Source organism: Micromonospora sp. CA-269861 (assembly GCF_050948505.1).
Taxonomy (GTDB): domain Bacteria; phylum Actinomycetota; class Actinomycetes; order Mycobacteriales; family Micromonosporaceae; genus Micromonospora.
The window spans coordinates 1,662,691-1,676,609 of sequence record NZ_CP192014.1 but is presented as its reverse complement, the minus strand read 5'-3'; the positions used below and the strand labels follow the sequence as shown (position 1 = coordinate 1,676,609).

At 71.3% G+C, this 13,919-nt stretch carries 8 protein-coding genes; 4 read left to right on the top strand and 4 right to left on the bottom strand.

The genetic code is table 11. The features are described from left to right. Positions 1 to 124 precede the first annotated feature (124 nt). The 3 genes from ACQP0U_RS07685 to ACQP0U_RS07675 all read left to right on the top strand — a co-directional run bounded on the left by ACQP0U_RS07685 (position 125) and on the right by ACQP0U_RS07675 (position 5,357). Complete coding sequence (locus ACQP0U_RS07685) at positions 125 to 1,333, top strand: DUF349 domain-containing protein (RefSeq protein WP_433317024.1); 1,209 nt, start codon at positions 125 to 127, stop codon at positions 1,331 to 1,333. Between the two features lie 830 nt (positions 1,334 to 2,163). After that, positions 2,164 to 3,759 carry a cellulase family glycosylhydrolase gene (locus ACQP0U_RS07680; RefSeq protein ID WP_433317022.1) on the top strand — a complete coding sequence of 532 codons (1,596 nt, stop codon included), beginning with the start codon at positions 2,164 to 2,166 and terminating at the stop codon, positions 3,757 to 3,759. Positions 3,760 to 3,995: 236 nt separating this feature from the next. Continuing rightward, a complete protein-coding gene (locus ACQP0U_RS07675; RefSeq protein WP_433317020.1) occupies positions 3,996 to 5,357 on the top strand; it encodes a cellulose binding domain-containing protein in 1,362 nt (453 codons plus the stop codon). A gap of 51 nt (positions 5,358 to 5,408) precedes the next feature. Here the strand turns inward: ACQP0U_RS07675 and miaB are convergent, their stop codons facing one another. Further along, the gene (gene miaB / locus ACQP0U_RS07670; protein ID WP_433320679.1) at positions 5,409 to 6,863 is read right to left on the bottom strand and encodes a tRNA (N6-isopentenyl adenosine(37)-C2)-methylthiotransferase MiaB; all 1,455 of its coding nucleotides are present in this window, start codon (positions 6,861 to 6,863) and stop codon (positions 5,409 to 5,411) included. A 259-nt stretch (positions 6,864 to 7,122) separates the two neighbouring features. On the opposite strand from miaB, the gene ACQP0U_RS07665 reads away from it, so the two are divergent. Beyond that, positions 7,123 to 8,031 carry an alpha/beta fold hydrolase gene (locus ACQP0U_RS07665; RefSeq protein ID WP_433317018.1) on the top strand — a complete coding sequence of 303 codons (909 nt, stop codon included), beginning with the start codon at positions 7,123 to 7,125 and terminating at the stop codon, positions 8,029 to 8,031. 73 nt (positions 8,032 to 8,104) lie between these two features. Here ACQP0U_RS07665 and fxsT read toward each other — a convergent pair whose 3' ends face one another. Genes fxsT through ACQP0U_RS07650 form a run of 3 tightly spaced genes read right to left on the bottom strand, consistent with a single transcriptional unit; the run spans position 8,105 to position 13,889 of the window. Continuing rightward, positions 8,105 to 11,974 carry an FxSxx-COOH system tetratricopeptide repeat protein gene (fxsT, locus tag ACQP0U_RS07660; RefSeq protein ID WP_433317013.1) on the bottom strand — a complete coding sequence of 1,290 codons (3,870 nt, stop codon included), beginning with the start codon at positions 11,972 to 11,974 and terminating at the stop codon, positions 8,105 to 8,107. Next, on the bottom strand, positions 11,971 to 13,233 hold the full coding sequence (locus tag ACQP0U_RS07655; RefSeq protein WP_433317011.1) for a TIR-like protein FxsC: 1,263 nt from the start codon (positions 13,231 to 13,233) through the stop codon (positions 11,971 to 11,973). Before ACQP0U_RS07655 ends, fxsT begins: the two co-directional genes overlap by 4 nt. Then, entirely contained in the window at positions 13,230 to 13,889 is a 660-nt protein-coding gene (locus ACQP0U_RS07650; protein WP_433317009.1) for a TIR-like protein FxsC, read from the bottom strand. The genes ACQP0U_RS07655 and ACQP0U_RS07650 overlap by 4 nt, the downstream gene beginning before the upstream one ends. Positions 13,890 to 13,919: the final 30 nt, after the last annotated feature.

Sequence of the window (13,919 nt, the reverse complement as noted above, 5' to 3'; positions counted from 1 at the left end):
CGGTCGGCGATAGGCGCTCGACGCGGACCGGGTCGGACCTGTGACAATGCCGGAAGCAACTTGGCTGCGCCGTGGCGGCGACGGGGGATCGATCCCTCGACGCCGGGAGAACGAGGATGGGCACATGAGCGACTGGACTGCCTTCGGACGGGTGGACGCGGACGGCACCGTGTACGTCAAGACCACCGAGGGCGAGCGGGTGGTCGGATCCTGGCAGGCGGGAGCACCGGAGGAAGGCCTTGCACACTTCGCACGTCGCTTCGCCGACCTGGTGACCGAGGTGGACCTGACCGAGGCGCGGCTCAAGTCGGGTGCGGCGGACGCCGGGCACTCGTTGAGCACGATCCGGCGGATCCGCGCGACGCTGCCCGAGGCCAACGTGGTCGGCGACATCGACGCGCTCGCCGCACGCCTGGACAAGCTGGCGACCCTCGCCGAGGAGAAGGCCGGCGAAGCGCGCGCCGCCCGGGACGCCGCTCGCGGCGAAGCCCTGGCCCGCAAGACCGCGCTTGTCGAGGAGGCCGAGAAGCTGGCCGCCGAATCCACCGGATGGAAGACCGCCGGGGACCGGCTCAAGGAGATCCTCGACGAGTGGAAGACCATCCGCGGGGTCGACAAGAAGGCCGACGGTGAGCTGTGGAAGCGGTTCGCCGCCGCCCGGGACGGCTTCACCCGCCGCCGCGGCGCCCACTTCGCCTCCCTGGACTCGCAGCGCAAGCAGGCGCAGACCGCCAAGGAAGAGCTGGTCGCCGAAGCGGAGAAGCTCCAGGACTCCACCGACTGGGCCGCCACCGCCAACCAGCTCAAGGACCTGATGACCCAGTGGAAGGCCGCTCCGCGCGCCTCCAAGGAGGCCGAGCAGAAGCTCTGGGAACGCTTCCGGGGTGCCCAGGACGCCTTCTTCAGCCGGCGCAGCGAAGTCTTCTCCGCCCGCGACAACGAGCAGCGCGGCAACCTGGAACGCAAGCAGGCCCTGCTCGCCGAGGCCGAGGCGTTGGACATCGACGCCGACCCGAAGGGTGCCCAGGCCAAGCTGCGCGAGATCCAGGCCCAGTGGCACGAGGCCGGCCGAGTGCCTCGCGAGGCGGCCTCCGGGCTGGAGCGCCGACTGCGCGTCATCGACGACAAGGTCCGTGACGTGATGGACTCCGCGTGGCGCCGCACCACCAAGGAGGACAACCCGCTGCTCGCCCAGATGCGGGCGCAGGTGGCTGAGGCTGAGGACCGGCTGGCCCGGGCGCAGAGCGCCGGGGACGCACGCCGGATCAAGGAGGCGGAGCAGGCCCTGGCCTCCAAGCGGCAGTTCCTCCAACTCGCCGAGCAGGCCGGCTGAGCTGACGACGTCCGGAGCCCCCGGCCCCGCACGGGCCCGGGGGCTCCCGCGCGTCCACCCCCTGCCGCGCACCCCACTCCCCCCGCGCACCCCACTCCCTCCGCGCACCCCACTCCCTCCGCGCACCCCACCCCCTCCGCGCACCCCACTCCCCCCGCGCGCTCCCGGCCCGTGCCCGCGCGCGGTTCGTCGTCAAGATCCGCGCAACTTCCCTGATGGTGCTGCCTCCGGCGCCCGTGAGACAGCAACATCCGTGATGCTGCGCGGATCTTGACGACGAGCACGGCCCTGAGAGACCGGGAGCGCGGTTTTGGGTGCTCGCCGCCGCAAGGTCGCGCTCGATCCAGGATGTAGTGGCCACGGAGCGCCGGGAAGCCACTAAATCCAGGATCGAGCGTGATCATGGGTGTGGTCGCGCGGCGGGGCGGCGCGGGCGGGCAACGCGGGCGGGCACGCGGCCGGGCGGCGCGGGCGGGGCGGCGCGGGCGGGCAGCGCGGGCGGGGCGGCGCGGGCGGGCAGCGCGGGCGGGCAACGCGGCCGGGTGGGCTGGGGGCGCGGGCGGGCCGAGCAGCGCGGGCGGTGCGCAGGTTGACGCATAGAGGTGGGCTGATCAGAATGAGCGACGGAGCCGGGTAGGGCCACCGGGACGAGGGCGACGAGGGCGGAGCAACCGCCGTCGAGGGTCGCCGGTGAGCTTCCGCGAGTGACCACGTCCGCGTGACATGGGCCGTCGCGCACTGTCCGCGTACCCCTGAGGGACCGTGACGTGCGGACGGCCGCCCGCCGGCGTCGTCGACCGATGACGCCGGGCCTCCGAAGTGGAGCTCGAATGTTCCGTCCCAAAGCTCTCGGCGGTGCGCTCACTGCGCTCGCCACCGTCGCGGCAGGTGTGTTCGTCGCCGCCGCCGTCAGCACCAGCCCGGCCGTTGCCGCTGGCACCGGCACCGGTTATCTGCGCACCAGCGGCAACCAGATCGTGGACAGCACCGGTGCCACGGTCCGGCTGACCGGCATCAACTGGTTCGGCATGGAGACCGACAACAAGACCTTCCACGGGCTGTGGTCGAACAACCCGTGGCGGGGACAGCTCGACACGATGGCCCGGCTGGGTTACAACACGTTGCGGGTGCCGTACTCGAACGACGCGCTGAAGTCGGGCGCGACCGCCAGTGGGATCAACGACTTCGTCAACCCGGACCTGATCGGGCTGTCACCGTTGCAGATCCTGGACAAGGTGATCGAGTACGCCGGCAGCAAGGGTATGCGGATCATTCTGGACCGGCACCGGCCGACGGCGGCCGGGCAGTCGCCGCTGTGGTACACGTCGACGGTTTCCGAGGCGACCTGGATCAACGACTGGAAGATGCTCGCCCAGCGGTACGCGGGCAACCCGACGGTGATCGGCGCTGACCTGCACAACGAGCCGCACGCGGAGGGCACCAACCCGGCGGCCACCGGTGCGTGCTGGGGCTGTGGGGACACCACCCGGGACTGGCGGCTCGCCGCCGAGCGGGCCGGGAACGCCATCCTCGGTGTCCAGCCCAACTGGTTGATCTTCGTGGAGGGGGTGAGCTGCCCCAGCGGTGGTCTCTCCAACGTCTGGGACAACGACCCGAGCAACGACGAGGACTGCGGCTGGTGGGGTGGCAACCTGTCGAAGGCCGGCCAGTTCCCGGTACGACTGAACGTGGCGAACCGGCTGGTCTACTCGCCGCACGAGTACGCCACCTCGGTGTACCGGCAGACCTGGTTCGACGCCCCGGACTACCCGGCGAACATGCCGGCCATCTGGGACAAGTACTTCGGTTACCTCTACAAGCAGAACATCGCGCCGATCATGATGGGTGAGTTCGGCAGCACCCTGGTCGACCCGAAGGACAAGGTGTGGCTGGAGAAGTTGATGGCGTACACCGGGACCGGGGTGACCGGGATGTCCTTCACCTACTGGTCGTGGAACCCGAACTCGGGTGACACCGGGGGTATCGCGTTGGACGACTGGACCAACATCAACACCGCCAAGCAGGCGATCCTCCAGCCGTACCTGATTGCGCCGTCCGGTGGCGGCACCAGCGGGCCGCCGACAGGTGGGCCGACGAACCCGCCGACGGACCCGCCGACCGGTGCCTGCACGGCCACCTACCGACAGGTCAATGCCTGGCAGGGCGGCTTCCAGGGCGAGCTGACCGTGAAGAACACCGGCTCGGGCGCGGTGAACCCGTGGTCGGTCACCTGGAGTTGGCCGTCCGGGGTGACGCTGGGCAGTGGCTGGAACGCCACCGTCACGCAGTCCGGCACGACTGTCACCGCGGCCGCTCCGGGCCACGCCCCGTCCCTGCCGGCGGGCGGGTCGGTCACCGTGGGCTTCACCGCCAACGGCACCGCGAGCGCACCGGGCACTGTGAAACTCAGCGGCACCAGCTGCTGAGCCGTCGGGGCGGCCGGTGCGCACCGCATCGGCCGCCCCGACCATTTACATCAACACTCTTCTATGCTTTCATCAGGAAAGCGCTTGCCTCTTCGTCGGTGGGCGCGAGCGCTGGAGCCGCTCTCCTTCACGAACCTGCACTGGCGGGCCCGAGGACCACTGGTCCCGGCCGAGACTCGCCGCCCACGGGCATGGGCGTCGCGACACCTCCGCCCGCCTCGTCGAAAGGAAGCAGCATGCGCACAGGACGGCGTCGAATGACGCTGATCGCCACCACCGCCGCAGCCACCGCCACCCTGGTCACCGCCGGGCTGCTGACCTCCGCGTCCGCCCAGGCGGCCGCCGGCTGCCAGGTCGCCTACTCGGTCGCCAGCCAGTGGCCGGGCGGATTCACCGGCAACGTCACGGTCACCAACCTCGGCGACCCGCTCTCCGGGTGGACGCTGCGCTGGTCGTACGGGGCCGGTCAGCAGGTCAGCCAGGCGTGGGGCGCCACCGCCTCGCAGAGCGGCAGCCAGGTCTCCGCGACCAACGTCGACTACAACGGCAACCTGGCGACCAACGGCACCGCCACGTTCGGCTTCAACGCGAGCTGGAACAACTCCAGCAACCCGAATCCGAGCAGCTTCACCCTGAACAACGTGGCCTGCACCGGCAGCACCACACCGACCACGCCGCCGCCCACCACCCCGCCGCCGACAACGCCGCCACCGACAACCCCACCGCCCACCACGCCCCCGCAGACCGGCCTGGTCGGCTGGGCCACCCAGAACGGCGGCACCACCGGCGGCGGCAACGCCGGCACGACCACCGTCACCAACGCCTCCGCGCTGACCAGCGCGTTGAACGCGACAGGCGCCGCGGTGATCCGGGTGTCCGGAACGATCTCCTGCTCGGGCATGCTGCGGGTCCGGTCCAACAAGACCATCCTCGGCAACTCCGGCGCGACAATCGCCGGCTGCGGGTTCAACATCAACGGTGACCGCAACGTGATCATCCGGAACCTGAGCTTCCGGGACTGGAACGACGACGCGATCAACGTGCAGGAGTCGGCCACCAACATCTGGATCGACCACAACAGCTTCAGCAACGGGTACGACGGCGCCGTCGACATCAAGCGCGGCTCGGACTTCGTCACCGTCTCGTGGAACCGGGTCTTCAGCCACGACAAGAACATGCTGCTCGGCCACAGCGACGACAACGCCAGCCAGGACGTCGGTCACCTGCGGGTCACCTACCACCACAACTGGTTCGACGGCAGCAACCAGCGCAACCCTCGGGTGCGTTTCGGCAACCCGGTGCACGTGTACAACAACTACTACCGGGCCAACGGCGGCTACGGCGTCGCGTCCACCGAGAACGCCGGCGTGCTCGTCGAGGGCAACTACTTCGAGAACGTCGACGACCCGTACCACCTCGGTGAGGGGGATTCGGGGCCGGGCAGCCTCGTCGCCCGCAACAACCACTTCGTCAACTCGCCCACCGGCCAGGCCGGCGGCAGCGTGGCCAGCATCCCGTACTCGTACCAGCTCGACACCGCGAGCAACGTGAAGTCCATCGTGACGGCGGGCGCCGGCGCCGGCCGGATCACCGTCTGACCGGGCGGCCCCTTGTCGTCGCGCGGCGACGACAAGGGGCCCTCACGCAGCTCAGTGGGTGGCGCAGCCAGCGGCGGGGGCAGGCGCGACCGGCGGTGCGCCGATCGTCGGCAGACCGAGCAACACCCCGGGGGTACGCGGTGAGCGACCCGCCTCGGCCGCGTCGCCAGCCCGGGTGCGGCGGTGCGCCACCAGCGCTCCGTCGGCGTTCAGGTGGTGCGGCGCGGCGTACGTGATCGTGGTGTGCACGATGTCGCCCGGCCGGATCTGACCGGCAAGCGACTCCCCGCCGGGGGTCTCGGTCGCGAAGTGCACAAGCCGACCGTCGCGGGCCCGACCGGACATCCGGCCGGTCCGCTCGTCCTTGCGACCCTCGCCGATCGCAACGAGCACCTCGACGGTCTCCCCGACGAGGCGCTTGTTCTCCGCCCAGGTGATCTCCTCGACGGTGGCGACCAACCGCTCGTAGCGCTCCTGCACGACCTGCTTGGGCAGCTGATCGTCCATGGTCGCGGCGGGGGTGCCGGGGCGCTTCGAGTACTGGAAGGTGAAGGCCGAGGAGAACCGGGCCTCCCGCACCACGTCCAGGGTGCGCTGGAAGTCGGCCTCGGTCTCACCGGGGAAGCCGACGATGATGTCGGTGGTGATCGCCGCGTCCGGCATCGCCGCCCGGACCTTCTCGATGATCCCCAGGTAGCGCTCGGAGCGGTAGGAGCGGCGCATCGCCCGGAGCACGTCGTCGGAGCCGGACTGCAACGGCATGTGCAGCGAGTGGCAGACGTTCGGCGTCTCGGCCATCGCGGCGATCACGTCGTCGGTGAAGTCCTTCGGGTGCGGGCTGGTGAACCGGACGCGCTCCAGCCCGTCGATGTCGCCGCAGGCCCGCAGCAGCTTGCCGAACGCGTACCTGTCGCCGAACTCCACGCCGTACGAGTTGACGTTCTGCCCGAGCAGGGTCACCTCCAGCACGCCCTCGTCGACCAGGGCGCGCACCTCGGAGAGGATGTCGCCGGGGCGCCGGTCCTTCTCCTTGCCGCGCAGCGCCGGCACGATGCAGAACGTGCAGGTGTTGTTGCACCCCACCGAGATCGACACCCAGCCGGCGTAGGTGGACTCGCGGCGGGTGGGCAGCGTGGACGGGAAGACGTCGAGGGACTCCAGGATCTCCACCTCGGCGGCGGCGTTGTGCCGGGCCCGCTCCAGCAGGACCGGCAGCGCGCCGATGTTGTGGGTGCCGAAGACCACGTCCACCCAGGGCGCCTTGCGGACGATGTCGCCCCGGTCCTTCTGGGCCAGGCAGCCGCCGACAGCGATCTGCATCCCGGGGTGCTTGTCCTTCACCGGGCGGAGGCGACCGAGGTTGCCGTAGAGCCGGTTGTCCGCGTTCTCGCGCACCGCGCAGGTGTTGAAGACGACGATGTCCGGGGTGTCGTCGGTCGGCACCGCGCGCACGTAGCCGGCCTGTTCGAGCAGGCCGGAGATCCGCTCAGAATCGTGCACGTTCATCTGGCAGCCGTACGTCACGACGTTGTAGGTCCTAGCCACCCTCTTGGTGCCCCTTCCCCTCGGGCTACCAGGGTAGCGGCCCGTCAGGGGGGCCCAACCCACCGGCATTGACCCGCTGGCCCATGGCGGGCATCCACGACGGGCAGTACGCTGCACAACAAGAATGTGTTCTGGGCGATTTCGGGGGCTTTGCACTCGGCGCCGACGATGCGCGGCTCCGTTCACGGGGGAGCACATGACGACCCGCGGGAGGCCAACCGTGACGCGACAAGATGCGACACAGCGCACCGTCACGACCCCGGACGGACGGCGCCTCGCGGTGGAGACCTCGGGCGCACCGGACGGGCCAGCGGTCTTCCTGCTGCACGGCACCCCGGGCAGCCGCAGCGGCCCCCGACCCCGGGGCATCGTCGTCTACCGCCTCGGCGTGCACCTCGTCTGCTACGACCGACCCGGGTACGGCGACTCCGACCGGCACGAGGGTCGGCGGGTGGCCGACGCGGCGGCCGACGTGGCGGCGATCGCCGACGACCTCGGCATCGACAGGTTCTCGGTGGTGGGCCGATCCGGTGGCGGGCCACACGCCCTGGCCTGCGCCGCGCTGCTGCCGGACCGGGTCACCCGGGCCGCCGTGCTGGTGGGGCTCGCCCCGGCCGGCGCTCCCGACCTGGACTGGTACGCGGGCATGGCGGAATCGAACGTGGAGGACTACGGGCAGGCCGACGAGGACCTGGCCGAGCTCACGCTCAACCTGAAGGTCCGCGCGGACGAGGCCCGCCGGGACCCGATGACGCTGCTGGACTTCCTCCGCCCCCAACTGCCGGACGAGGACATCCGGGTCGTCGACGACATCGCGATCCGCCGGCTGCTGACCGACATGTACTCCGAGGCGCTGCGACACGGCCCCGAGGGTTGGATCGACGACGTGCTGGCGATCCGGCGCGGCTGGGGGTTCGACCTGGGTGCCATCCGCGCGAAGGTCCGGCTCTGGCACGGCGAGCAGGACCGCTTCTCCCCGGTGGAGCACTCGCACTGGCTCGCCTCGCGGATTTCGCGTGCCGAGGTGCAGGTGCAGCCCGGCGCCGCGCACTTCGGGGCGGTGGAGATCCTCCCGCAGACCCTGACCTGGCTGGCCACACCGGACCTCGCCACCATCCCACAGCTCTGAGCGACCGGCCCGGCACGGCGGGACCGGCGGGCCGGCCCGGACACCCGACCCGCCCGCCGAACGGACGACCCGGTCAGATCGTGTGTGGGTCGATCACCCGGACCACGAACCGCCGTTCGCGCAGCGTCTGCACTGTCGGATGCTCCACACCGATCACCTCGGCCAGCCGGTCCGCCACGACGCCGACGTCCTCGGTGGCGGTGCCGTCGCCGGCCCGCCTCGCCACCAGGGCGAGGTCGCCGAGGCAGCGCAGCGTGTCGGGGTGGTCCGCACCGATCACCGAGGCCAGCCGGCCGGCGGTCTCCCGCAGCCGGTCCCGCGCCGACTCCCAGTCACCCTCCTCGGCGAGGCACACCGCCTGGTTGACCTCCGCCGCGAGGGTGTGCGGGTGGTCCGGCCCGAGCACCTTGCGCAACTCACCGACCGCCCGGGCCGCCGATGCGAGGGCGTCCGACCGGCGGCCGAGAGCGCGCTCGGCCGCCGAGATGTTGCTCACCGTCGCCAGGGCGTGCGGGTGCTCCGGGCCGAGCCGGAGCTGCTCCTCGAACGCCTGCCGCACGGCGTTCATCTCGGTCAACGCCCGAGCCGCGTCGCCGACGGCCAACAGGTTCGCCGCGCGGCTCGACCGGCACGCCACCGTGTCCGGGTTGTCCGGACCGAAGCGTTCGTCGAGTTCGCGGTAGGCCGTCTCGAACATCGGCGCGGCCTCACTGCCTCGACCGGAGCTGCGCAGGGACACCGCCAGGTTGACCTGAGCCGCGAGACTCTGGCCGTCATCCGGCCCGAGCACCTCGCAGCACGTGTCGTACACAGTGCGCAGCAGGGTGGCCGACCTCTCGTACTCACCGGCCTCCCGCAGGTCACTGCCGAGCCGGACAGCGGAGACGAGGGTGTAGGGATGCGTCGGGCCGAGCACCAGCCGCCGCCGCTGGTGCACTTCGTCGTCCCATCGACGGGCCGACCGGTAGTCGCCGACCAGCCGGTACGACACGGCGAGGTTGTTCGCCGCGCTCAACGTCCGGGGGTGGTCCTCGCCGAACACCTGGAGCCAGGAGGCGTAGGTCGACCTGTCCCGTTCCAGAGCCTCGGCGTAGCGGCCGAGCGCCCGCAGGTCACCGCCGAGGCTGCCGGCGGTCATCAGACTGTGCGGGTGCAGCGGGCCCAGCAGCCGGCGTTGCTCGGCCAGCACCGCCTCGTCCAGGTCCCGGGCCTCGTTGAACCGGCCCAGGCTGCGCAGGATGTTCGCCCGGTTGAACCGCAGGTGCAGCAGTTGGCGGCCCAGCGCCGACGCCTCCACCTCGTCGTGCGTGTCGCCGAGTCGAGCGCTCCAGGTGTCGTCCACCTCCTGGCTGAACCCGTCGGCCTGGTCCAGACCGCCGCGCTGCCACAGATAGCGAACCCGGTCGATCAGCAACTGGCACACCGACTCGTCGGGGCAGGTCAGTGCCTCGGAGACCTCCAGGTGCGGCCAGAGCATGCGCAGCCGGGCCCAGGTGGTCGGGTCGTCCACGTCGCCACGAGGCCGGGACGAGGCCAGCACCAGGTGCACCTGGTGTCGGGCCGCGGTGATCTCGTCGTCGGTCATCCGGTCGCGGACCACCGCCTGCAACAGCCGGTGCACCTGGACCCGACCGCCCTGGACGTCCAGTTTGAGCAGCGCCAGGCGGTTGATCTGCTGGACCAGGGCGCCCCGCACGAGCCGCTCCGACACCGACGGGTCGAACGGCACGAGGGCCGCCGCCATCTCGTCGCTGTAGATGAGTTCGAGGGCGATCTCCGGGGCCAGCACCGAGCAGAGCTGCAACAACCGGTACGCGGCGGGCGCCTGCTCAAGCAGCCGGTTCAGGGACAGGTCCCAGGTTGCCTCCACGGAGAGGGCGCTGGGGCCGTGCCGCTCGATCTGGCGCAGGTAGTCGGCGACCGACGTGCCGGTGTCGGCGAGCCAGGCGCCCGCCGCGGCCACCGCGATCGGCAGGTCGCCGAGCGCCTCGGCCACCCGGTCGGCCTCCTCGGCACTGATCGTGGGCACCCGCTGGGCGAGGTGCGCCACGCTCTCGGTGCGGTCGAAGACGTCCACCTGGATCGGGTTCGCCCGGTCACCCCAGGCGCGGTTACGGGAGGTCAGCAGGACGTGCCCGGGCCCCTGCGGCAGGAAGGGCTCGATCTGGTCGAGCTCTTCGGCGTTGTCCAGCACGACGAGCCACCGCTCGTACGGCTCACCACGCCCGAGGACCTGCAGCACCGACCGGACCGTGTCCGGCAGGGTCGGCCCGACGAGAATGCCGAGGCGGCCGGCGAGGTCGGCGAGGGCCGTGTCGACGAACTGCGGCGGGTCGGCCACGATCCACCAGACCACGTCGTACGCGGTCTTGAACCGGTGCACGTATTCCAGAGCCACCTGCGTCTTACCGACGCCGCCCATGCCCTGGAGGGCGACCGGCAGCACCACCGCGCTGCCCCCGCTCTGCAACTGCGCGCGCAGCCGGGCCAGGTCGTCCTCGCGGCCGGTGAACCTGGCGTTCCGGTTGGGGGCGTTGAAGATCAACGGCTCGGTGCCGGGGTAACGGGTGGCTCCGGCCGCCGGCCCGTCCGCCGACGACGGCACCGGCCGGCCGACCAGCCGCAACACCCGTTCCACGGCGGTCGCGGCGCTGACGTTGACGAGGTTGGTGGAACTCTGGGACGGAAACTCCGCCAGTGGACGCAGGTCGGCGACGTACACGGCGAGGGCCGTGGAGCCGGTGCTCGTGTCGCGGTCGGGCAGACCACCGGACGGCGTCGCCACGTAGGCCGGCGAGACCACTGTCAGCGTGCGCGGGGCCGGCGTACCAGCGGACCCGACGGCAGCCGTGGGCTCCACCACCCGCAGCCCCGCCGAGCTGAGCACCCGCTCCAGCCACTCGGCCCAGATGGCGTCCTCCGGCGCGTACCGGAGCACGATCTGGTCGTCGATCGCCTCGGTGCGCCGACGGAAACGGGCCTTGCCCCGCTCCCGCACCGACTCGTCCATCGCCGGCAGCGCGGTCACCGAACCGTCGGTGAGGATCCCGGTCAACGTCTCGAACGCGGCAAGCAGCGACGTCGGTGAGCCCGGCGGATCGCCGAACGTCGCGAGGGTCTCCTCGTACGCGTAGAACGGTCGGTACGGGACCTCCACAGCGGCCCAGTACCGCCGCCGTTCCGCCTCGGTCATGCCGGCCGGCAACCCGGCGAACCGGCGCATGGCCAGCAGGCGACCCGCCTCGGCCCGCTCCTTCTCGGCCTGGTCGACACGCATCGGCACCGGCAGCACCCGGATGTCGCGCCGCCGGTACCGGTCCCGTACCGAGTGCGCCACCCGGGCCGCGCCGTCGATGCCCTGGTCGCTCAGTGTGAAGCAGTCGACGAGGGTGTCCGGAAGGTGCAGGGTGCAGATGTCGGCGACGTCGCTCAGCCCCGTCCGGCTGTCGATCAGGGTGAAGTCGTACTGGCGCTTCATGTCCGCCCGCAACGCCTCGAAGAACTGCGCCCCGCCCAGCCGGTTGTAGAAGTTGTCCCAGTCCAGCCCGCTCACCGAGACGGCGTAGTCGCTGTTCTGCCGGCCGGCGGAGAGGAAGTCGAGGCCACCGCCGTCGGGGAAGTTCCAGCGAAGCGAGAACGCGTGCCGCCCCACCCGGGCGTACTGCTCCATCCAGCGGTCCGGTCGGTCGTCGACCCGGGTGGTCTCCCACTCGTAGTCGCGGATCATGTCGATCACACCGCTGGTGCCCTGGATCGCCTCGGCATCAAGGAACGGGTGGAAGAAGCGGTGCAGACCGGGTGACTCGAGGTCCCAGTCGGCGACGAGCACCCGCCTGCCGCTGGCCGCCAGGATCCAGGCCACGTTGGCCAGCGCCATCGTCCGACCCGTTCCACCCTTGAACGAGTAGAAGGTGACGACCTGGCCTTCGCGATCGTTGTTCATCGGTTTTCTCCGTGGGTACGCGGTGGGGCCGGATCATCAGGCGGGGACGCGGGGTCGGTCGAGCCGGCAGCGGGCAGGCCGTCACGCAGGCTCGGCACCGGCTCCGGCGGTGGTTCGAAGGGAACCACCGGGCCGTACTTGAGGAACTGCCGACGTGCCTCGGTCACCAGCGCCGGCATCAGGTCGACGAACTCGGGCATGTTGCACGCGCGCTTCACCTGGGGCAGACCGGCGTCGTGCAGCAGTTGGGTCACCTCGGTGGCCCAGCCGCTGGCGTCCTGGGTGTCGTCGTCGTCGGTGACCACCAGCGGAACGACCCACTCCCGCAGGCCGTGCAGCATGCGGGCGAGGACCGCGGCCGCGTCCGGCGCCGCCGCGATCCACGGGTCGACGAGCAGCACGGCCGGCCGTCGATCGAGCAACGCGGAGGCCTGCGCGAAGTCCTCGGTACGGGCCGACAGCCCGAGCCGCTCGGCGGTGCTGGCCGCGTACTCGGCGGCGGGCAGTTGCTGGCTGCGCCCGTACGGCCGCCAGAGCCGGCCGCTGGTGGCGTAGCCGGCGGGGTCACGATCGGTCGGCAGCCGGTCCCGGGTCGGGGCCAGGACGGCGACGACGAAGTCCGGGTCCGTCGGGGCCGGGCGGACGACCTCGTCCAGGCCGGGAGCCCGGGACGGGCCCATCGGTCGCCGCTCGGCGGTGTGCACGATCCGGCTCGCCAGACGGCTCAGCAGCAGCTCGTACTGGGACCGGTAGGAGGCCAGCATGCAGAACGCGCGCAGGCCGTCCGCGGCGTACTCCGGGACGTCCCGACCCAGGTCCAGGGCGCCGTCCAGCTCCGGATGGGCCTCCCACGGGGGGAACGGGATCCACAGCACCGGGGTGAGATGGCCGGCGGTGACCCGGGCCGACCCGACGGCGGCCAGCCGCGCCCGGAAGGACTCCTGCTCCCCCAGCGCCCAGGGGCGACTGAAGTAGCCGGGTGAGTAGAGCGGAACGAAGACCTCGGCGTCACCCAACGCCTCGGCGAGAGCGGCCTTCCAGTCGGCGCCCAACGGAATGTGCTGGTCGAAGAAGCCGATCCGCATCCCGGCGACCGGGCGCGCCTGGCGCCGCACCTCCTCGGTCAGATCGGCGAAGAACTGGCCGACCCAGACGTCGGCATCGGCCCGGGCGCCGGGCGGCGGCGCCGAGTGGGCGTAGCTCAGGAAGAAGTACGTCCCGCGCGCTCCCGACCGACGCCGGTCCGTCGGGGGGCTCATTCCGACTCCTCGGCGAACCTGTTGCACAGCTCGTCCAGGCTCGCCGGCACCCAGGGCTCGACCAGGTACGACCGGTGGATGGCCACGATCCGTTGGGCGAGCCGCCAGACCACCGCCCGGTACGCGTTCTCCCACTGCATGGTCAGCAAGCCGTAGACCCCGTCCCGCTGGTAGTGCACCGCGATGTCGGGATCCGGCATCGCGGTCGGGGAGAAGCGCTGGATGTCGCGGAGCACCCGAGGCAGTGCCGTGCCGTTCGTCGGCGACCACGTGACCGGCACGATCGCCGTCTCGTGGGCCGAGGCGGAGCTGTGTCGCGGGGTGATCCGTCGCCGGGAGAACGCGTCCCACTCCCGGCCACACCAGTCGCTGCCGAGCAGCGCACTGGACACCAGCGGAACGAAGACCTGACAGGTGCCGGCGGCCTGGAGAAGCTCCGGGCTCCACCGTTCGCCGCCGGCGATGGAGGTGTCCAGGAAGCCGGCGTCCACTCCGGTCACCGGGCCGACCAGCTCACTGACGTGCACGGAGAGGTCCTCGAAGAAACGGGAGACATACTCGGCGGGTTTGCCGGTGGCCCGGCCGACCGGCGCCCGCGAATAGCTGATGAAGAAGAGCGGGGCGCGTGCTCTGGAGGGTGCGTCCACTGTGCTCACCGCTGCCCCTCCGCCCTCCCCACGCGGCCG